This is a genomic window from Sphingomonas sp. Leaf37 (assembly GCF_920939475.1).
GTDB lineage: Bacteria > Pseudomonadota > Alphaproteobacteria > Sphingomonadales > Sphingomonadaceae > Sphingomonas.
The window spans coordinates 78309-98715 of sequence record NZ_CAKLAX010000005.1 but is presented as its reverse complement, the minus strand read 5'-3'; the positions used below and the strand labels follow the sequence as shown (position 1 = coordinate 98715).

Genomic DNA, 20407 nt, shown 5'->3' with positions numbered 1-20407 from the left:
AGGAATGAACATCGTCCGGGCGGCTTCGGCCGCCCGATTAGAGGATTGGGTCTTCGTCTTGAGCGTCGTTATATCTGGTTTGGTGCAGGTCGTGTCGAACGAGATCGGGCCGTGGGTACTTCACGATCGATTTCGCCATTTTGCGCTTTGGTGAACGCCTATCGTGTTTGTCGCGTTCGGCGTCTCAATCTCTTGTCGATATGTGGCTTGGCACTGCGGATTCATCAGTTGATTTGGCGACACGCGAACTGGGGGAATTGTTCCTTCGTCTGGTAGCCGCCTGGTAGCAACAAGCTAGCGACCTTGTAGCGACATGATCGCGGATTGCGTTCGGGTAGCAACCCGATAGCTATGACGTAGCATGTTCATACACGGTGTGGCCCTGTCCCTCGCGTCTTTACAACCGCGTCTCGGCGGTATCGCAAGGATCCGTATCGCTAATTGGTAGCAAGCAGCAACCTGCTACCAACCAGATCGCGTGCATGTAGCTTTCTAACCGCAACATTGTCGCATCCAAGCTGCAACTGGATCGCGATAAACTCGCATCCAAATCGCGGCCTGGTTGCGGTCAAATCGCAATCATACCGCAAGCGGCTCGCTGTCAGATTGCGTCAAAGTCGCTAGACGCTAGCTGCTAGGTTGCGATACAGCCGCTTCATGAACGCTGGCTGCTACATGGTAGCAACCTGGCCGCAACGGGAGAGCAGCATGCCAGTCATCAGCTTCGTGTCGCCGAAAGGCGGGGTGGGCAAGACCACCGCGACATTGTTGCTCGCCGGAGAGTTGGCGGAGGCGGGGGGTACCGTACGCCTGATCGATGCTGACCCGAACCTTCCGCTGGTCGACTGGGGCCAGTTACCGGGACGACCGGATGCGATAACTGTCGTCGGGTGCCGCGACGAAAACGCGATCATCGATGAGATCGAGAGGGGCGCGTCGGAGGCGCGCTTCACACTCGTTGACCTCGAAGGCGCGGCGACCGCGACCGTCACGTTCGCAATCGCGCAAAGCGATCTGGTGATCATTCCTTGCAAGGGGTCGCATCTGGATGCCACCCAGGCTGCCCGCGCTATCAAGCTCGTCAAGCAGACGGCGCGCGGTACCAGGACAGAGATCGATTATGCGATCCTGTTCAGCCAAATCCCGCCGGCGCTGCGCTCGAACAATCAGAAGGACATCGCGGAGCAGTTCAACGATGCTGAAATTCCAGTCCTTCCCGTCATGATCTACAATCGCGAGGCCTATCGGGCGATGTTCGCCGCTGGTGGAACGCTTCGCACCATCAACGACAAAGGCGTCGGTAACATGAAGGCAGCGCTCGAGAACGCCGAGGCCTATGCGGCAGCGGTGATCGCAAGGCTGCGTAAGGCGCGTACCGTGAAGGAGGCAGCATGACCCGGTCCCGGCTCGATCTCTCGGAGTTCGATGATACGCCCCCGAACAAGGATCCAGCCAAGCTACGCGAGATCAGCGACGGGGCCGGCTTTCCGTCGCGTCCGGCTGTCCCAGCTGTAGCTGCCCCGCCTGTAGCGGCGCCCGTGCCTCAAGAGCGTCCCCAAGCCGGGACATTCCAACGGCCGCCACGCGTAACCGGCAATCGCAATATCGCGATCAACGTGAGGGTAGATCCCGAGACCGCTGCGAGACTCTATGCTCTTCGTGACGCGGACCCGGCACGCAAACGCGTGCTCGCCGACGTCGTCGCTGATGCGGCGCTCTTGCTTTACGAACGCGAGATCGATGGCGCTAGTCAATAGGTAGGGCAGGGGCCTTGCATGGCCGTTAGCGCGGCGACGCAACGCAATCCTGGTTGACCGCCCGCGCGCTGCAGAACCTCGTTAAAGGCGGCCCCACGATCGAATGGATAGGGCGTGATACCTCGCTTGGCAGAACCGCGACGGCGCCCGAAACACCGTACGCGCGGCGCCCGGGTGCAGTGGCGCACGGGCGATCGCCAGCCACCAACACGACGCAATCTGTGGTGGGCCGGCAGGGGAGGGGGCAGCCTCATCTGGCGCCGTCAGACTGCTTCGGGGTATCCTGCTGGGTCGCGTGAAGCGAGCGCAACCTGAAGCCTCGTTTAAACTAGTACACTATCGCTAAGTCGTTTTGAGGTGCCTCGCGTTTCGCTTTCTCGCGCGCCGTAGAGGACGTGCTGTCCGGATTTCGGTGATGATCTTCTCGTAGGATCGAATCGCATCGAGATCGTGGAAGTGCCCTATTATCCAGCCGGTGAGATAGTCTCGGCCCCGACCGGCGAGAATATCTCCCTCGGCCGCCAATTCGCCAAGGTTCGCATCAATTAGATGAAGCACCGCCTTCCAGTCATTTGGTCGCGAGCGCGCCAGTTGGTCCAAAAGCCTGCCGATTGCGCGGCCCCGCTCCCAGTCCGGTAGCGCCGTCAGCCAGATGGTCCGCATCAGATCGAGCGTCACGCCGAGGTGCGATCGCATCTCGGCCTTCCGCCCGCCCATGAAGCGGATCGCAGCCTCGTACAGCGCGAAGGCGCGGGGATCATCCAGTGTCAAAATGCCGATCAGAATCTTCGCGTCGACCCAGACATGATCGTGCCGCATGGCGCCGAGCATGCCGACCGCGATCAGATAATCCTTTTCGGAAACCACGCCTTCGCTACCTAGAACATGCAGCACGACCTGGAGCCAGGCACCGCCAATCACCTTCTGCTGCGCCGCGAACTGGCGCAGGTTCAAATCTTCGGAAACGATGATGAGGCCTTGGGCTTTAGCAAGGTGAGCCGGGTCGAAGATCTTGCGAGCGCTATAGGCACCCATCAGCTGCTCGAGCCGGGTGTCGTCCGATCCATCTACCGGCAAAATCTCACAATGCGCTTCGAGGTCGGCAATGACACCGTTGACCATCACGAGCTGCGCCTCGGTTTCCTCCAGCGTATGGACCCGGCGCCAAGCCTGGTCGCCGTCATAGCCCATCGTCATGAACTCGCGGCCGCGATTTGATTCGATCTTGGCGCGGACTTCGAGGATTTCGTCGAAGGTCGATCGCGGGATGCAAAGCCGGCCGAAGTAGGTCTCGGCGGCGGCGAGATGCCCCAATTCGCGCAGCTGCCATACCGTCAGCGTATCCAGCACAGCACCCTTGCCCCGGGCGCGCCGTACGAACTGCATCGCCTCATCACGTTCGTCCTGCGCACCGATGCACGTCCGCAGATTCTTGCCGCTCGCACTAAGATGCTCCGCCAGCGCGAGAACATGCTTGTGCGACATCGCGGCCACGGCCGCGAGCGGCACGGGGAAGTCGGCATAGGTGTCGACGACGATGTCGTCCTTCTTCGAATAGTCCCGCACCAAGTCCAGGACCGGCTGCACGTCGCCCTCCTTCATCGACATCTCGACGAACGAGGTGGCGTCCGGAAAACGCGCGGCGTGGGTCGCCATGATGTCATGCAGCAGCCAGATGTACTTATGTTTGAGCTGCCGAACCCGATATCGACGATCGGTTCCGATCTCGGCGGTCATGACGAACTCGTCGCCGACCTGCATGCCATTGAGCGCGGCAGCGAGCGGATGGTCGGGCGCATAGCTGTCGACCCCCTCGATCAGCGTGGCATCAATGACGCCGGCGGCGTCGCGCGTTCCATCGAGACCCTCGAGTTCGAACCAAAAATCCGGCTGAGCGGGGCCGGCACGCCCAATCGGGGCGGGCAACGCTTCGTCGAGGAAGATCAGCCCGGGATAGGACGCCATCACCTCCTCGACCTGGCGGTGACCGGCAGCGACCGTGTACCCCAAACGAAGCGCGCGCTCGACGTCGCCGTTGCGGCGGTGATGGTGGGCGAGGCGCATCATGTCGTCCGGCGAGCCCGTCACCGCATCGTCGTCGATCTGCCGTATGAGATCGATCGCGTCCGGTTCGCGATTGGCGCGCACGAGTGTATTGGCGAGCAGCAGCAGGGCGCGAAGGTCGGTTGGATCCGCTGTGATCGCGGTACGCAGGTACCGCTCGGCTGCGCTCAGATCTCCACGGTGGTGTTCAGCCGCGCCTGCCAGGCGGGAGAAGCGAGACTGAGCGATGACGCTGGCCCCGAGCGATTTGAAGAACTGCGCAGTTCTCGGGCGCAGGCCTGCATTAGCAAAAGCCAGGGACAACCATCCGAGTTCGTCCGATGGCTGGTCCAACCGCACGTGCCCGTCTAGCACTGCGATGACGTCGTCCCAGGCTTTGCGAAACAGCGAGAGCTGAGCGAACATGACCCGGTCGGAATAGCTTGCCTGGTCGGTGATCAGTGCCTTCGCCTTCGCGGCGACCCGAGTGGCGTCCTCCTGCTTGTCGCGTCGGTAGATATCGGCGACCGCGATGTGCGCCGAGACGCCGAGCGGCCATGCCTCGAGCAACCGATCGACCGCTTCTGCAAGATCGAAGGCTGGTTCGGCGGCGTGCCGGGCGCGAAAGAGAAGCGTATCGAACAGCTGGCGATCCGGCGGCGCGAGCGTTGTGCGACGCTCAGGCGTCGCGGTCTTGAGGACGTCCGACCATTCGTTCTGGTTGGAGAGGGCGACGAGCAGCGGCAGCGTCGCCGCAGCAGTCCACGGACCGCTGCGCAGCAGGCGTACGGCCTCGGCAAACGCATCCTGATCGATCGCCACCCATGCGGCCGTGAGAAAGGTCTCAGGATCGGTGCTGCCAAGCGCGAGCATCTGATCGGACGTGGCCTTGGCGCGATCGAACTCGCCGAGCGCGCGGTAGGCGGTTACCAGATTGTAGGAGACCATGATCCAATTCGGGTCGGTCGCGTTCTCGTACAGACGGACGGTATCCCAGTGCCGCTGCAACAGCGCGGCACCCGCTATCAGCTTGCTGCGCCGTCCCTCTGCCAGAAAGCTGCGACGCTCTCGCGAACGGTCGCTCAGCGCCTCATCGATGAGCGCGTCCCCCGCCATGCGCATCGCGGTTCCGTCGTCTGGGAAGCGCACCAGCGTCTCTGCCGCGAGCGGCCACCAGTTGTCTGGCGCATCTTTGGCACGCAGATAGCTGATGCGATGGATGCTGACATTGAGATCGTCGAGGAGTGCGGCGGGCACGATTGCGAGCGGGTCACGCGTTTCGTTCGACATGGATGCGACCTGGAACGCGAGCCCTGCCGCGCCGGAATTGGTCGGATCGTCGCGCAGCACCTGTTCGGCGAACTGCCATGCTTCCTCGAGTTTTCCCTGCAGCGAGAGTGCGAGAATATAGTTTGCGCGCACCTTCGGATCCGCCGGGTTGAGCGCATAGGCCTCGGCGAGCAGGTCGGCACCGCGTGCCTCGTCACCGAGCCGCAGGCGTGCATGGGCGATGTTCGCCTTGACCCGCGCCCGGATCGCGGCCGAACGCGTCGCGTCCAGGGTTCCATCGAGCATTTCGAGCAGTGTGAGCGCGGTCCGCGACTTCCCCGCGTTCATCAGGTCGCGATATTGATCGACCTGAAGATCGAGATGCTGCTCGAATGCGCTTCGCGCCGTATCGACCGGCCCCACAGCGATGATCGCACTGATCGCTTCCATGTGCTGGAAGAGGCGTTCGTTCTGTGCGTAGAGCTGCGACTGGCCCTGGACGCTCTCGTTGCCGAGCGCCAACAGCTTGTTCGTCGACGCGCTGTACTCCGGGTCGAAGGCGACCAGTGCGCGGGGGTCGGCGCGGATCTTATCCTGCAGCGTGTCCCATCCCCACACCTGGATATCAATCCTGCGCCCTACGCCGGCCTGCTCCTGGCTCAGCGTGATCGCGAGAAGATCCAGCGCCGGTTCGTCGGTCGCGGTCGTGACGACATAGAATTCGGTCAGCGGCGGGACGATCGCGAGTGCTTGCGTCACCTCGGCGCGAACGATCTTCTCGCTCAGCTTTGCGCCGCGGGTGATAAGCTTGCACTGAATTCCCACCGGCTGGGCAGGATCCCGATCGCGCCGCCCGATCAGGTCCAGCCCAAATTGCTTCTTGCCACGCGTACCCAACAGCTTGACGTTCGGATCGTTAATGATGCCTGCGAACAGAGGCACGCAATTGCTCTCGAACACCTTCTCGTCGGTGGGGATGCCGATGACGGTCGCCGAACTCAAACCGGATGTCTCCGCTGCTGGTGGACGCTGCCAAGCACGATTGGGATGGCGCTAAGTTCTTCTATCGTTCTCCTCGCGCATGCAGGCGTCCAGCGCAATGTGGTAACGGACCGGCGCCAGATGCCAGCTTTTCCAAAAACGAAGGTGGAGCGAGACAACCGAGAGTGGGAATGCGACGAGTGGTTTGGACGCCCGGGAATGACGGTCGCTCGGCGCAATTGCCGATCGACGCGACCATTTTATGGCTTGGTAGACAGGCTATCTTCGAGCGAAGCTGAAGATAATCCTAGACGAGCGACGCAAGTTGGGTGGCCACCGCTTTGCCGCCGTGATTCGAGATTGCCGTCGCGATCGCCCGGGCATCTGCTTTGTCGATCGCTGCGATTTTAACCCGCTCGAGCGCTGCGGCAAGAACCGGACGACCAGCGTCCCGAGCCGTCTGCTCCGCCGCCTTTGCCTGTTCGTCCAGATGAGCGAGTTCCGCTTTTAGAGCTTCCCGCCGAGCCTCGATTGTTGCGAGATCGACGACGTTTCTTGATCGGGCCATTCTTCGAATCCGGTTCCAATAGAGAGCAACTTACCATGTTGCGGGCAGTGCAGGAGATGGCAGGGAGTTATGACTGATCGTGCAAATGCCTTGCGCCGGGACCACAAGACCGAAGGCTACTTGTGGCAAGCACACAGTCAATCATTTATCACCTCCGCGTTTGGAGTGATTTAGCTCCAAAGGGGTCGTTGTTTCATGAGGATCGGCAATTACTAGGGATGGCAGGATATGCCTCACGGCACCAATGTTTAACATTGGCTTGTGGGGCGCCGCTGCACGGGGCTTTTAAGATGAACGTAGGCCTACGATTGAAGGACGATTTGGTCGCCGAGATCGACCGCGTTGCTGCGGCGAATGGGCAGACCCGGAGTCGCTGGATGGCAAGCGTACTGGCCATGCTGTGCTGGCTCCGGAGAACGATAACATTCCGGTGATGCCGATTCAGGGTAGGGGGGATCCCGACGATCTCATTCGCGTCACCGTCCGCCTCGATCGGAGCGAGATCGAAGGTATCGACATCGTGTCTGCGCCAATGAGGATGACGCGAAACGAGTGGGTCAAACGCACGCTTCGCTGGCAGCTCTGGGACAAGGCGGGCGTGCTGAGACTGGCTCCTGTCACGCAAGATGAGATCGTCAAATTGCGCAAGCAGGTGCTTCTGATCGGCCGAAACATCAATCAGGCAGTCCATGCGATGAACGCCGCCAACCAGCCTGAAAGCTCGCTCGACATCGCCCGCATCGCCGGTCCCTTGATCGAAAAATGTGAGGAGTTGAAGACGCTGCTGTTTACGACCCGGCTGGCGCTCTCGGCCGCGATCGGGGCAGAGGTCGGGTACTGGACCGAAACCTACCGAGGTTCAGCAGCGTGAGCTTCCGCTTCTCTTCCGGAACGATGGACTCCATGGCGGGCGTCTTCGCGCCGCCCAAGAAATATCGCCTTGGGACTGGAGGTGGCAACGCGAAGGGCCCGAAAATCGGGGGCACGATGCTCGGCCTTGCCGTCGCGTCGATGTTCCCGAAGGCCGCATCCTCGCCGACCACGTCGCGTCCCAGTGCGCAGGCGAAACATGCTTTCGGGGGCGGACCGCAGGCCCGGATGAGCGGCCAGGTGATCATGGCTGCGGATCGCACATCGCGTTGCGTCCCCGAGGTCATGGTGCGGATCACGGGGCGCCAGCATGGCGGCGGACATGTCCTTGCCAACTTCGCTTACATCAGCCGCCTGGGACACGGGTCCGACGAGGAACTCGGGCTTGAAACCAGTGAGGGCGTCGTGCTGCATGACGGACGCGACATGCAGATCCTCGCGAAGGATTGGCACAACTTCGAGATGGACGGGGACGCCAGGCGAAAAGGTGCGACGTCCATTTCGATGATCCTCTCGATGCCGTCGGGGACCGATCCGGAGCGTTTGAAAGCGGCGGCCCTGGACTTCGCACGCGAGGAGTTTGCGAACCGGTCGTGGGTTGCCGGCCTTCACGTCGATCGCGACCATCCCCACGTTCACATCACGATCGCACGTCGCGATTTCGATGGGCGCCGCTTCCATCCGGACCGGGATGATCTGTTTCGATGGCGGCAACGCTTCGCCGAGAAGCTCCGCGAACGCGGCATCGAGGCCAACGCCACGCCGACCAAAGCGCGCGGGATCGACCCCGCGCATGAGCACATCGCGGTACAAAAGATGCGCGACAAGGGGCAGGTTCCGCGGCTTGATGCGAGCCGCGCCGAACGTGCCCGGCGCCTTCGCGACCAGGGTATTCCCGACCCGGTCGAGGCCGTTCTTGCAAGTCGGCAGGCAATAGTTCGCGCGACCTATATGCGATCCGTCGCGGAGCTGTCGGCTTCGCCCTCCCTTGCCGATCAGGTGGTCGCACAGAGCCTCGAACGTTTCGTCGCAGCATTGCCGCCGCCCGAGCCCAACTCCGCCCGGGCAATGCGTGCTGCTTCACCTTCCCGCACGCTCGGCGCGATCGTCGATGCTCGGACGCGCCCCGCTGTTGCGGAGCCCGGGCCTGATCCGATCACCGCAGCACTGGAACGCTCTCGCGTCATGCGTGGAAAGCTCGAGGCCAAGCAAGCACTCCGGGAGAGCTCCGACCGAGCCGAAGACACGCCGCATGAACATCGACCTTCGAGGGTATCCGAGCGCCTTCGCTCGCTTATGGACAAGGCCGAACGGCAGGCCACAGCACCGACGCCAAGCAAGCCGGAGGAGGTCCTTCGCGAGATAATGGATCGCGATCGCTCAACTCGCGACCACGCGCGTTCGCCCGATAGGGATGGGCCAGAACGATGAGCACGGATCAGGTAAGTGCTGCCCTCGCAGGCGTTCTGGACGCGTTGACGCTCGTGCAGGAGCAACTCCATGCGCTGACCGAGAGCAGCCAGCGCATCGAGGCGACACACAGAGAGATCGTGCACAGGCTCGACACGATCGATGCGGGCCAAGCCGCGGTGACGGATCTGACGCCGATCCTCGAGATGATCCTAGGGCGATCGATCGACGATCGCGAGATCATGAAGACGCAGCTCGGTACGATTGCGACGGCGATCGGCTTCGCCCATGCCGCCGCTAACGGTAACCAAGCACCCCTGCCTGTCGCAGTAGCCAGCGATCCGCTCCTCGAGCGCTTTATCCTGACTCAGCCTGCGGATCTGTTATCGGACGAGCGGTCTTTGACGGACTGGCGCAACGCCGCGTCGGCCGCCAGCACAGCCGAGCTTATCGTTCTCCTGAACCGGCAATATCAGCCCTCACCAACGGATACCCCGGAGACCCGGGTCCTGCGCTACCGCCTGGCGGCACTCACGCGAGCCGAGATCAAGGGGAGGGGTGCCGCGCCGCCGGGACCACCAAGCACCGCCGTTGCGGTCGATCGGACAGCTTCGGCTTGCATGATCCGGTCCCACGAACTCGCCGAACTATGGCGAGCAGGTGAAAGCGCAGCACTTTACGGCGAACCCGAGCTGGCGGGCGCCATAGATATCTTCGACGATGCAGAGTGCAGGCTAGGACCTGCGGCTGGTGAGCATTCCCCACCCGAACTGGTCTCGCTTCACACCGACTTGGCCACACGTATCGAAACAGGCGATCGACCGGGCATCGGTGACAGTCGCCCGGCTTCCAGCAACGAACGTGCGACTGCGGTCGAGCTCACCAAGGACCGTTAGACGAAGTACGTTAAAGCGGATCGGCGGCTTCCGACCCAAAGCCGGTCATAGCGAGGGCAAGTGGCCAATCTCGGAAGCCGACATTTGAACCGGGGTTCTGACAACGGAAAGACTCTGCAAAGCCGTGCAGACGCGAGAGGGTCAAAACCGACCGGTTGTGACACCATCACCCTGCCGAACATTGGGATTTTGTATAGTCGCCCCAAGCTGCCGCCAACATGACGCTGCTAACGTCGTGGCATGACGCCTATCCGATGCCTTCCGATCGCCACATGGCCCCTGCTGGCGATCCTGACTGGATGCGGCAGCGATCCGGCTTCACCCCCGACTCCCCCAGCCAAGGCCGCAGCGGTCGCCCACGAAAGTGATCTGCTGAAGCTCACCCTCACGACGCAAGCGCAACAGCGTCTCGGCATCCGAACGGTAAGAATTGGCGATGGCTCGGCCGCGCAAGTCCGCGAGACGAGCGGCGAGGTCGTCGTTCCCGCAACCGGCGGGGCGGGTGTGCCGACGGGATCGACGAGCAACCTGGCCCAAATCGGAGTCAGTCAGGTTGCGGCAGAAGGCGAGGTCGCGCGGGCGCAAGCGCAAGTGCGGCTCGCCGTCATCGCCTATAACCGCGCCGATGCTCTCGTACGTGAGGAAGCGGGCAGCGTCCGCGGACGCGACGAAGCCGCGGCGGCGCTCGCCACCGCGCGGGCGGCACTGGATGCGGCGCGTGCCCAACGCGGGCTGCTCGGTCCCTCGATCGCGTCGATGGGCAATCTGTCGACGCTGTGGGTGCGGGTGCCGGTGTTCGGCACCGACGTGAGCGCCATCGAACGGGGCCGCACCGCAACCGTGCGTCCGCTCGGTAACGATCGCGCCGCTCCGCGCGCTGCGCGCCCGGTCCAGGCCCCGCCCTCGGCCAATGCGGTCGCGGGCACCGTCGATCTGTTCTTCGCGCTCGACAATCGCGACCGTGCCTACCGCATCGGTCAGCGCGTCTCCGTGGCGTTGCCGCTTGGCGGGAGGGCGGATGGACTGTCGGTCCCGACCGCGGCGATCGTCCGTGACATCTATGGCGGCGAATGGGTGTACCGGAAGACTGCGCCTGACACCTATGTTCGCCAGCGGATCGAGGTCGCGAGCGTCACGGATGGCCGTGCGCTGTTGTCGCGCGGCCTGGAGCGCGGTGCCGAAGTCGTGACGGACGGGGCGGCCGAGCTGTTCGGGACCGAGTTCGGGACGCCGCACTGATGCTTGCCTGGTTGGTCCGTGCCGCGCTGACCCAGCGCGTTCTCGTCCTCGCGCTCGCCGCGCTACTGGTCGTCCTTGGGCTACGCGCGACCGGCGACGTGCCGCTCGACGTGTTTCCCGAGTTCGCACCGCCGATGGTCGAGATTCAGACCGAGGCGCCCGGCCTCTCCACCGAAGAGGTGGAAAGCCTGATTACCGTGCCAATCGAAACGGCGGTCAACGGCGTCGCCGATCTGATGACGCTGCGGTCGAAGTCGGTCCTCGGCCTGTCGTCGGTGTCGATCCTGTTCGACCGCGGCACCGACGTGATCCGTGCGCGCCAGCTCGTACAGGAGCGGGTGACGCAGGTTCAGGCACGTTTGCCCGCCGCAGCTCGTCCTCCGGTGATGCTCCCGCCGCTATCGTCGACCAGTCGGGCGATGAAGATCGGTATTTCGTCGACAAAGCTCGATCAGATGCAACTCTCCGAGCTGGCGCGCTGGACGATCCGGCCGCGCCTGATGGCGGTGCCGGGCGTCGCCAACGTCGCGATCTGGGGTCTCCGCGACCGCCAATTGCAAGTTCTGGTCGATCCAGACCGACTGCGCGCTGCCGGCGTGACGCTCGCCGAGCTGCGCGCTGCGGCCGGCGACGCGGTGCTGGTCGGTGGGGGCGGCTTTGTCGATACGGCAACGCAGCGCCTCGCCGTGCAACAGACGAGCGCGATCCAGTCCTCGGCCGATCTTGCACAAGCGGTCATCAAGCAGAGCGGCGAAGCGCCGATCCGCATCGGCGACGTCGCCCGCGTGGTCGACGGCTTCGCCGCGCCGATCGGCAACGCGATCATCGACGACGGCCCCGGCCTGATGCTGATCGTCGAGAAGCAGCCGACCGGCAACACTCTCCAGCTTACCCGTGACGTGGAAGCCGCGATCGGTGAGCTGAAGCCGGGCCTGCGCGACGTGAAGGTCGATACGACGATCTTCCGCCCCGCGACCTTCATCGAACGCTCGATCGACAATCTGACGCGCGCGCTCGCGATCGGCTGCCTGCTCGTTGCAGTGGTGCTGTTCGTCTTCACCCGCGATTGGCGGCAGGCGACGATCAGCCTCGTCGCTATCCCGTTGTCGCTGCTCGGCGCAGGCCTGGTGCTGCTGTGGAGCGGCGCGACGATCAACACGATGGTGATCGCCGGACTGGTCATCGCACTCGGCGAGGTGGTCGACGACGCGATCATCGATGTGGAGAACATCGCCCGCCGGCTGCGCCTCAACCGCGAAGCGGGCAATCCGCGCTCCAACTTCGACGTGGTGCTGTCAGCCTCGCTGGAAGTGCGATCGGCGGTGGTGTTCGCGTCGTTGATCGTGATGCTGGTGTTCCTGCCGATCTTCTTCCTGGGCGGCGTGGCGGGCACGTTCTTTCAGCCGCTCGCGATCGCCTATGTGCTGGCGATCGCCGCCTCGCTGCTGGTCGCGCTGGTGGTGACGCCCGCGATGTGCCTGTTCCTGCTGCCGAACGCGCCGCTCAAGTCGGAGCGTGACACGCGGCTCGTCGGGGCGCTCAAGCGCCGCTACGCCGGGGTGCTGCCGCGCATGGTGGCGCGACCGGCGCTGGCGATGGGGATCGTCGCGGGCGGGCTGCTGCTGGCGGGTGTCGGCTATGCCGGGTTCAAGGATCAATTCCTGCCCGACTTTCGCGAAACCGACTTCCTGATGCACTTCGTTGAGAAGCCCGGCACGTCGATCGAGGCGATGGACCGCATCACGATCCGCGCGTCCAGGGAGCTGCGCGCGATCCCCGGCGTGCGCAACTTCGGCGCGCATATCGGCCGCGCGGAAGCCGCGGACGAGGTGGTCGGCCCGAACTTCACCGAGCTATGGATCAGCTTGGACGAGAATGTCGACTATGACGCCAGCGTCGCGCGTATCAAGGAAGTGATCGATGGTTATCCCGGCCTCTACCGCGACGTGCTCACCTATTTGCGCGAGCGCATCAAGGAAGTGCTGAGCGGCGCGGGCGCGACCGTCGTCGTCCGCATCTTCGGTCCCGATCAGGTCGAGCTTCGTGCCACGGCCGAACGTGTCCGCGCCAAGGTGGCGGCGATCGACGGGGTTGCCGATCTCAAGGTTGAGCAACAGGTGCTGGTGCCGCAAATTCAGGTCCGTCCCCGGCCCGGCGATCTCGCCACGCTGGGCCTGACCGCGGGCGAAGTGCGGAGACAGGCGCAAACGCTGGTCGCGGGGCAGAAGGTCGGCGAAATCTACCGCGACCAGAAAGCGTTCGACGTGGCGCTGTGGGGCGAACCGAAGGTGCGCGGCGATGTCCATGCGCTTGCCGACATGATGATCCAGACGCCTGCCGGCGCGCCGGTGCGGCTGCGCGACGTGGCCGATATTCGCATCATGCCGGCCCCGAACGAGATCAAGCGCGAGAACGGTCAGCGCCGGATCGACGTCACGCTCAATGTCGCCGGTGCGGACCTCGGCACCGTCGCGCGTGCTGTCGAAACGGCTGTGGGTCAGGTGCCGTTCGCAACCGGATACCATCCCCAGGTGCTGGGCGAATACGCGGCGCTGCGCGATTCACGCCAGCGGCTCTGGACAACGGGCCTGCTCTGCCTGCTCGGCGTCCTGCTGCTGGTGTGGCTGGAGTTCCGCTCGGCGCGGATCACCGCGCTGGTCGCGACCAGCCTGCCGTTCGCGCTGGTCGGCGGGGTAGTCGGCGTGGCGCTGACGGGCGGCGTGCTGTCGCTCGGCTCGCTGGTCGGGTTCGTGACGGTCATCGGCATCTCGGCGCGCAACGGCATCATGCTGTTGTCGCACTACGATCATCTTCGCCGGTTCGAGGGCGAGGCGTTCGGCACCCGCTTGGTCCTGCGCGGCGCGGAGGAACGGTTGGTGCCGATCCTGATGACCGCGGCGTGCGCCGGCCTTGCGCTGCTGCCGCTGATCGTCGCCGGCAACGCGCCGGGCCATGAAATCGAGCATCCGATGGCGATCGTCATCTTGGGCGGACTTGTCTCCTCGACCGTGCTCAACCTGTTCCTGATGCCCGCGCTATACGCGCGCTTTGGCCGTGAGAAGCCCGCGCCCGATGCCCCACTTGCCGGAGTTCCCGCATGATCCGCCGGTTTGGTCCGATCGCCGCGCTCGCGGTCGCGGGGTGCATGACCGCGCCTCTGCCCCCGCCGAGGATCGCACCCGCGTCCGCCACGGGTGCTTTCGCGAGCCTCCCGATTGCGGCGATCGGCCCGGTCCCGAATGACTGGTGGCGGCTGTACGACGATCCGGCGCTCGACCGACTGGTCCAGGCAAGCCTTGCCGCCAATGCCGATCTGCGCGTCGCCTATGCCAATCTCGACGGTGCGCGCGCGGCACTGCGGCAGGCGCGCGCCGCGCGGCTGCCCCAGACCACGATTGAGAGCGCGGGAACGATCGATAACAGCGCGACGCAGCCAAGCGCGTCATCGAACGTGCCGACCACCGATTACGATCTTGCCCTGACCGCAAGCTGGGATATCGACTTGTTCGGCCGCCTGCGTTCGGGCGCGCTGGCGGCGGGGGCCGATGCCGATGCTCAGGCCGCGGCGCTGGACTCCCTGCGGGTCGCGGTCGTGGCGGATACGGTGCTCGCCTATGTCGATCTGTGCGGCGCGACCCGTGCGGCGAATGTCTCGCGCGAGCTGATCGCGGTTCAGGAACGCTCGGTCGGCGTGGTGCGCGACCAGTTTGCTGCTGGCGAAGTCTCGCCGCTCGAAGTCTCCCAAGCCACCAGCCTGCTGGAATCCACCCGCGCCACGCTGGCCCCGTTCGAGGCGGCGCGCGCGAATGCCCTGTACCGGATCGCGACCTTGCAGGGCCGCCCCCCCGCTGAAGCGCGTGGGTTCAACATCGTCTGCAATGTGCCCCCGAAGCTCCGCGCGGCGGTGCCCGTGGGCGACGGGCAGACGCTGCTCCTGCGTCGCCCCGATATTCGCGAAGCCGAACGCCGCCTCGCCGCTGCCGCGGCGCGGATCGGGGTCGCCCGTGCCGATCTCTACCCGCGCGTGAACCTGGGTGGTGCAGTCGGGCTGCTGACGGGTGGCTTCGTCGCGACAGCTTCGCCGCTGATAAGCTGGGCCTTCCCCAATCAGGCCCCGGCGCGCGCACGACTGGCACAGGCCCGCGCAACCGAGCGTGCGGCGCTCGCCGGTTGGGATGTGGCGGTATTGCGGGCGCTGCGCGAAGTCGAAACAGCGCTCGCTGCTTATGATGGCGAGGTGCGCCGCAACCGAGCGCTCGATGCCGCATGCATCCAATCCGCGCTCTACGCCCGCCGTGCAGCCGCCCGTGTTCGGCTTGGGGATACCGCCTCCCTGATCCAGTTCGATGCCGAGCGCGCGCGGGCGCAAGCCACGCTTGCCCAGGCACAGTCCGATCTCATCGTGGCGCAATCCCAGGTGGCGTTGTTCCGGGCGCTGGGTGGTGGATGGCAGACGAACGGCCCGGCGGGTTAGAAGGGCAGTAATGCGAATCCTGATCGTGGAAGATGATGACGAGACCAACCGCTTCGTCGCCCGCGGGCTTTCGGAGCTGGGGCATCATGTCGTCACGAGCACCGATGGTCGGGACGGACTGTTTCAGGCGACTGGCGACCAGTTCGATGCGCTGATCGTCGATCGGATGCTGCCCGGTCTGGATGGCCTGTCGCTTATCAAGGCGCTGCGCGCGGCGGGTAACATGACCCCGGCTCTCATGCTCACTGCCGTGGGCGGCATCGCCGATCGCGTCGAAGGACTGGAAGGCGGAGCCGACGATTATCTGGTCAAGCCGTTTGCCTTTTCCGAGCTGGCCGCGCGCGTTCATGCGCTTGGTCGGCGTCCTGCTGCGCAGACCGAAGCGAGCGTGCTCGTTATCGGTGCAATCGAGCTTGATCTTCACCGGCGCACGGTCACGCGAGACGGTCGCCGGATCGTGCTGCAACCGCGCGAGTTCGCGTTGCTCGCCGAGCTGATGCGCAATCCTCGCCGGGTGATGACGCGCACGATGCTGCTGGAACGGGTCTGGGATTTCGATTTCGATCCCAGGACGAACATCGTCGAGACGCACTTGAGCCGCCTGCGCTCCAAGCTCAACGCCGGCTTCGACGATGATGCGATCGAAACCGTGCGTGGCGCTGGCTACATGGTTCGCGGCGGGTGATGACCCGCCCGTGGCGATCCACCTTTGGGCTCGTTGCCCTGGTTGCATCCTGCTTCGCGCTGGCGACGCTTGTTATCGGGGTCGTCGCCTATGAGGTGACGCACGAAGCCTTGGAAATCCAGCTCGATCACCGTGTCGCGATCGAAACCCGGGCGCTGATCGACGAAGGCGACGATGGCCCCACTGGCGTTGCGACGGCGATCCGCCGGCGCGAAGCGGCGCGAAGCACCGCCAGTCTGGAGTATCTGCTGGTCGACTCGGCGGGTCGCCGCGTGGCCGGGTCGCTCGACGCGACCGCCCCGACCGCGCCGGGCTATCTGGAATTACTGCATTACCGGCGAGACAGCGAACACCGGATCGCACAGGCCCTGACCACCCGGTTGCCGGACAGCAGCCGGTTGGTCGTCGCGGCCGATCGCGAAGTCATCGACGAGATGGATGCGACGCTGCTCAAGCTGTTCGCCGGCGCATTCGGCATCATGCTGCTGCTCGGCATCGGCGGGGCATGGCTGGTCGGTGCGGTGACGCGCGCGCGCCTCTCGCGTATCGACCGCACCGCGCTTGCTATCATCGATGGCGATCTGGCGCGACGTATGCCGCTCACCGGCGCGGGTGACGAGTTCGATCGCGTTTCAGCGACGCTCAACCAGATGCTCGACCGGATCGGTGGACTGATGGACAATCTGCGCCAAGTGTCGAGCGACGTAGCCCACGATCTGCGCACCCCGCTGACCCGCCTGCATAACCGGCTCGATGAAGCGCTATCGGCACGGGACATGGATGGGCAACGCCAGGCGATCGAGGCCGCTGCCGCACAATCGCGCGAGCTGCTCGATATCTTCGGAGCATTGCTGCGCATCGCGGAGGTGGAAGCATTGTCACCCCGAGCCCATTTTCAGGACTTGCCACTGGACCAACTGGTCGAGGAACTGGTCGACACCTACCGCCCCGATATGGAGGCAAGCGGCCATTTGCTCGTCACGGCGATTGCACCCGCGATCTGGACGACGGGCGATCGGCGGCTGCTGCAACAACTTGTCACCAATCTCCTCGACAACGCGCTTCGCCACACCCCCCCGGGAACGACGGTTCGCGTCGAGCTGGAGCGTGATGACGCCATTGCTCGCCTGACGGTCGCCGATGACGGACACGGTGTAGCACCCGAAGATGCGCACCGGCTGTTCCAGCGGTTCGCACGCGCGGAACGTAGCCGATCGTCGGAAGGTCATGGCTTGGGGCTGGCGCTAGTCGCTGCGGTCGCGACAGCGCACCGGGGCACGGCCTCGCTCCTCGCGCCGCCCGGATTTGGGGTCGTCGTTGAACTACCAGCTGGGGAAAAATGATGACGATCGGCCACAGGCGCGAACTCCTGAGCAAGGTGCCGGCGATCACGCTGGGCTTCTGGATCATCAAGATTCTGGCGACGACGCTCGGCGAAACCGCCGGCGATACCGTCAGCATGTCGATGAACCTGGGCTATCTTGTCGGCACCGCGATTTTCCTGACGGCGTTGCTCGCGCTGGTCTGGTGGCAGGTGACGGCGACGCGCTTCCACCCCTTTCTCTATTGGGCGACGATCATCGCATCGACCACCGCGGGAACGACGATGGCGGACTTCGCCACGCGGTCATTGGGCATCGGCTATATCGGGGGTTCGGCGATGCTGCTGGGATGCGTGCTGGCGTCCCTGTTTGCCTGGTATCGCACCCTCGGCTCAATCTCGGTCGATACCGTGCGGGAACCCAAGGCAGAGCTGTTCTACTGGCTCACCATCACTTTCTCGCAGACGCTCGGCACGGCGCTCGGCGATTGGACAGCGGACACCGGGGGCCTCGGCTATCTGGGTGCGGCGACGATCTTCGGCGCGATGCTGGCGATACTCGCCTGTCTCTACTTCTCGACGAAGGCAAGCCGGGTATTCCTGTTCTGGGCAGCGTTCATCCTGACCCGGCCGCTCGGCGCGGCCGTGGGTGACTTCCTCGACAAGCCGGTAGCGAAGGGCGGACTCGATTTCAGCCGCCCGCTCGCTTCCGCCGTGCTGGCCGTGGCGATCCTGACCTTGATCCTGATCCTGCCACAACGTGCAGGCCAACATCCCGTTGAGAACAGGCGGGCTAAATAGGGTCAAAACCGAACGGTTGTGACACCCCGTACCGGCGGCTTTCGACCGTTCCAATCCTGAAAGCTGACTGACTGGAATGTCCCATTTGACGCCATTGGGGACAAATCACTCGTTCCCAAAAACGATTCCCGCTAGAAAATCGCCGAAAAGGCATTCTCAATAATTACGCAGCTTTGCCTCGCACCATGACGACGCCTTCGAAGAGCTTGGCGACACGCTCATTTGGCGGAACGGCCAAAGCCGCGCTGATCGCGGCCTGATTCAATCCACGCCGACCCGTTGCACGAGCGCCGTTGGTCGCAGCAGGTTCTGAGGGTGTCGCGGCGCCTCGCATCGACGAGGCGTCGTCGGCGGGAGCCTGCGTGGCCTCGATCACCCGAAGGCTGTTAGCAGCGACGGCTGGGTCGACGCGGATCTGGGGCATCTCCGGGGCCGGTATCTTGGTTCGCGCCGAAAGCTTCTTCTCGGCATAGTAACGGACCTTCTTTCCATAGGTCGCGTACATGCCACGCCGGAAAACGATCAGATCGTCCTCTGGGAGCAACTCGACTTCCTGAGGGAGCATCAGCGGCCGGCGCTGATCGGAGTCCGAGGTGGAGCCGCCTCCGCCGCCCCACGTTCCCATCGAGCGCGACCGCGCCTTGAACGTGTAGCTGCCGAGCTGGTCCGAAATCTTCTTCGCCTCAGGCAAACCGGCCGGACGAAGCACAAGCCGCACCGCGCAGTTTCGTTCGATGTCGGCCGCCACCTTGTCCCCATAGACGCCCTGGATCTGTTCGAGCGACTGGAACGCCGGTAGCATCCGCAACCCGTAGCCGGCGACATAGCTGAAGGCGTTCGCGAGCACGGTGCATTTGCCGAGGCTCGCGAACTCGTCCAGGGCGAGCAGCACCTTGATCTTATGCTTGTCGCCCTTTGGCAGCTCGCGGACGTTGCGGTCGATGAGTTGCTGGAAGAGCAGGCCGTAGATCGGCGCAACCCGCTCTAGGTCATCCGGCGACACGCCGAGATAGAGCGAGATCCGCTTGTCGCGGAAATCGCTCAGGTCGAAATCGCTTTCTGAGGTCGCAGCATCGACATATGGGTTCAGCCAGCCGTTGATCTTGGACGTAACCGACTGGCGCAATCCGGAGAACGTGTTCGCCGACGAGCCGGTATAATCCTTGATCGCCGAGACGCACCCTTCCGACAGGGGCTTTCCGGCCCTCTTACGATCGGCAATGATCTTCGGGAAACGCCGCTGGGCATCGCTGGCCGCGAACTGGCGGTACACCTCGCCGAGCGTGAAGGGGAGGGCGTCCTCCCCGTCGTCGACGGTCGCCGCGATATACGCGGTGATGCCGAGGAACGCGGTTCGTGCGCCCTCGGCCCAGAACTTTTCGCCGGTGAGCGGATCGGGATAGAGCATCGCCGCGATCTTCTGGAGCTCGTTGATGACCTCCACCGGGTCGCGCCGGTTTATGTAGCTCAGCGGGTTCCACCGCACGGTACGGCCAGTGGGATCGAGCGGGTTGAAGAGCAGTACCTGCTGCCCGAGCACCTTCAGCCGATAGCCTGCCGTGTTGTCGTAATTCTCCTGCTTGATGTCGAGCACTACGAGAGAATCGAGCCAGTCGAGCAGGTTCGGGATGATGACGCCCACCCCCTTGCCGGCGCGCGTTGGGGCTTCCAGCATCACATGCTCGGGCCCGCCGAAGCGCATCACCTTGCCGCCGAACTTGCCCAGCACGATGCCGGCCGAGGCGAGCATCTTGCCGTTGCGGACCTCGCCGGCCCTTGCGAAGCGCGCCTCGCCGTGGAGCTTCTGCCGTTTGAACAGCGTGGAGACGAGGGTGATGACCGTCAGAACGAGGCCGATCCCGAAGCCGATCAGGAACGGCTGATAGACGATCGGATAGCCCTTCAGCGCCCACAGCGCGGCCGGCACCTTAACCCAGGGCGTATGCGCGTTGAGGAGGTGGGCACGCCACAGGACGGCGAGGGCGCCGATCGCGGCGCTGACGAACATGCCGATGACGCCGAGGAACGTGATCGCACCCGGCTGCGACCCTTCGTCGCTTCGCACCCATTTTCCGTTCATGCTGGCACCCCCT

At 64.2% G+C, this 20407-nt stretch carries 13 protein-coding genes; 10 read left to right on the top strand and 3 right to left on the bottom strand.

Annotated elements, in window-relative coordinates:
* Window positions 1-657: 657 nt before the first annotated feature.
* Window positions 658-1395 (top strand): ParA family protein, encoded by a 738-nt coding sequence (locus LRA87_RS16680; protein ID WP_230781735.1) that lies wholly within the window; start codon window positions 658-660, stop codon window positions 1393-1395.
* A 704-nt stretch (window positions 1396-2099) separates the two neighbouring features.
* On the opposite strand, the gene LRA87_RS16675 is transcribed toward LRA87_RS16680, so the two are convergent.
* Both LRA87_RS16675 and LRA87_RS16670 read right to left on the bottom strand, forming a co-directional pair.
* Window positions 2100-6071 carry a tetratricopeptide repeat protein gene (locus LRA87_RS16675; protein ID WP_230781734.1) on the bottom strand — a complete coding sequence of 1324 codons (3972 nt, stop codon included), beginning with the start codon at window positions 6069-6071 and terminating at the stop codon, window positions 2100-2102.
* A gap of 286 nt (window positions 6072-6357) precedes the next feature.
* Window positions 6358-6618: a hypothetical protein gene (locus LRA87_RS16670; RefSeq protein WP_230781733.1), complete on the bottom strand. Its 261-nt coding sequence runs from the start codon at window positions 6616-6618 to the stop codon at window positions 6358-6360.
* A 400-nt stretch (window positions 6619-7018) separates the two neighbouring features.
* On the opposite strand from LRA87_RS16670, the gene LRA87_RS16665 reads away from it, so the two are divergent.
* From LRA87_RS16665 to LRA87_RS16625, 9 genes are all read left to right on the top strand, one after another.
* The gene (locus LRA87_RS16665) at window positions 7019-7489 is read left to right on the top strand and encodes a hypothetical protein (RefSeq protein WP_230781732.1); all 471 of its coding nucleotides are present in this window, start codon (window positions 7019-7021) and stop codon (window positions 7487-7489) included.
* The gene (locus LRA87_RS16660; RefSeq protein WP_230781731.1) at window positions 7486-8919 is read left to right on the top strand and encodes a relaxase/mobilization nuclease domain-containing protein; all 1434 of its coding nucleotides are present in this window, start codon (window positions 7486-7488) and stop codon (window positions 8917-8919) included. The genes LRA87_RS16665 and LRA87_RS16660 overlap by 4 nt, the downstream gene beginning before the upstream one ends.
* Window positions 8916-9794: a hypothetical protein gene (locus LRA87_RS16655; protein WP_230781730.1), complete on the top strand. Its 879-nt coding sequence runs from the start codon at window positions 8916-8918 to the stop codon at window positions 9792-9794. Before LRA87_RS16660 ends, LRA87_RS16655 begins: the two co-directional genes overlap by 4 nt.
* 240 nt (window positions 9795-10034) lie before the next feature.
* Window positions 10035-11033 carry an efflux RND transporter periplasmic adaptor subunit gene (locus LRA87_RS16650; protein WP_230781729.1) on the top strand — a complete coding sequence of 333 codons (999 nt, stop codon included), beginning with the start codon at window positions 10035-10037 and terminating at the stop codon, window positions 11031-11033.
* Window positions 11033-14134: an efflux RND transporter permease subunit gene (locus LRA87_RS16645; protein ID WP_230781728.1), complete on the top strand. Its 3102-nt coding sequence runs from the start codon at window positions 11033-11035 to the stop codon at window positions 14132-14134. The genes LRA87_RS16650 and LRA87_RS16645 overlap by 1 nt, the downstream gene beginning before the upstream one ends.
* On the top strand, window positions 14131-15507 hold the full coding sequence (locus LRA87_RS16640; protein ID WP_230781727.1) for an efflux transporter outer membrane subunit: 1377 nt from the start codon (window positions 14131-14133) through the stop codon (window positions 15505-15507). Before LRA87_RS16645 ends, LRA87_RS16640 begins: the two co-directional genes overlap by 4 nt.
* 10 nt (window positions 15508-15517) lie before the next feature.
* Window positions 15518-16192, top strand: coding sequence for a response regulator transcription factor (locus LRA87_RS16635; protein WP_230781726.1), 675 nt, complete (start codon window positions 15518-15520; stop codon window positions 16190-16192).
* A complete protein-coding gene (locus LRA87_RS16630; RefSeq protein WP_230781925.1) occupies window positions 16192-17535 on the top strand; it encodes a sensor histidine kinase in 1344 nt (447 codons plus the stop codon). The genes LRA87_RS16635 and LRA87_RS16630 overlap by 1 nt, the downstream gene beginning before the upstream one ends.
* Complete coding sequence (locus LRA87_RS16625) at window positions 17535-18314, top strand: COG4705 family protein (protein ID WP_230781923.1); 780 nt, start codon at window positions 17535-17537, stop codon at window positions 18312-18314. The genes LRA87_RS16630 and LRA87_RS16625 overlap by 1 nt, the downstream gene beginning before the upstream one ends.
* 163 nt (window positions 18315-18477) lie before the next feature.
* Here the strand turns inward: LRA87_RS16625 and LRA87_RS16620 are convergent, their stop codons facing one another.
* Window positions 18478-20394 carry a type IV secretory system conjugative DNA transfer family protein gene (locus LRA87_RS16620; protein WP_230781725.1) on the bottom strand — a complete coding sequence of 639 codons (1917 nt, stop codon included), beginning with the start codon at window positions 20392-20394 and terminating at the stop codon, window positions 18478-18480.
* Window positions 20395-20407: the final 13 nt, after the last annotated feature.

Bases quoted from the DNA above. Each gene is read 5' to 3' on its own strand.
- LRA87_RS16680 (WP_230781735.1), top strand. From the start codon at position 658: ATGAACGCTGGCTGCTACATGGTAGCAACCTGGCCGCAACGGGAGAGC.
- LRA87_RS16670 (WP_230781733.1), bottom strand. From the start codon at position 6,618: ATGGCCCGATCAAGAAACGTCGTCGATCTCGCAACAATCGAGGCTCGG.
- LRA87_RS16655 (WP_230781730.1), top strand. From the start codon at position 8,916: ATGAGCACGGATCAGGTAAGTGCTGCCCTCGCAGGCGTTCTGGACGCG.
- LRA87_RS16650 (WP_230781729.1), top strand. From the start codon at position 10,035: ATGACGCCTATCCGATGCCTTCCGATCGCCACATGGCCCCTGCTGGCG.
- LRA87_RS16645 (WP_230781728.1), top strand. From the start codon at position 11,033: ATGCTTGCCTGGTTGGTCCGTGCCGCGCTGACCCAGCGCGTTCTCGTC.
- LRA87_RS16640 (WP_230781727.1), top strand. From the start codon at position 14,131: ATGATCCGCCGGTTTGGTCCGATCGCCGCGCTCGCGGTCGCGGGGTGC.
- LRA87_RS16635 (WP_230781726.1), top strand. From the start codon at position 15,518: ATGCGAATCCTGATCGTGGAAGATGATGACGAGACCAACCGCTTCGTC.
- LRA87_RS16630 (WP_230781925.1), top strand. From the start codon at position 16,192: ATGACCCGCCCGTGGCGATCCACCTTTGGGCTCGTTGCCCTGGTTGCA.
- LRA87_RS16625 (WP_230781923.1), top strand. From the start codon at position 17,535: ATGACGATCGGCCACAGGCGCGAACTCCTGAGCAAGGTGCCGGCGATC.
- LRA87_RS16620 (WP_230781725.1), bottom strand. From the start codon at position 20,394: ATGAACGGAAAATGGGTGCGAAGCGACGAAGGGTCGCAGCCGGGTGCG.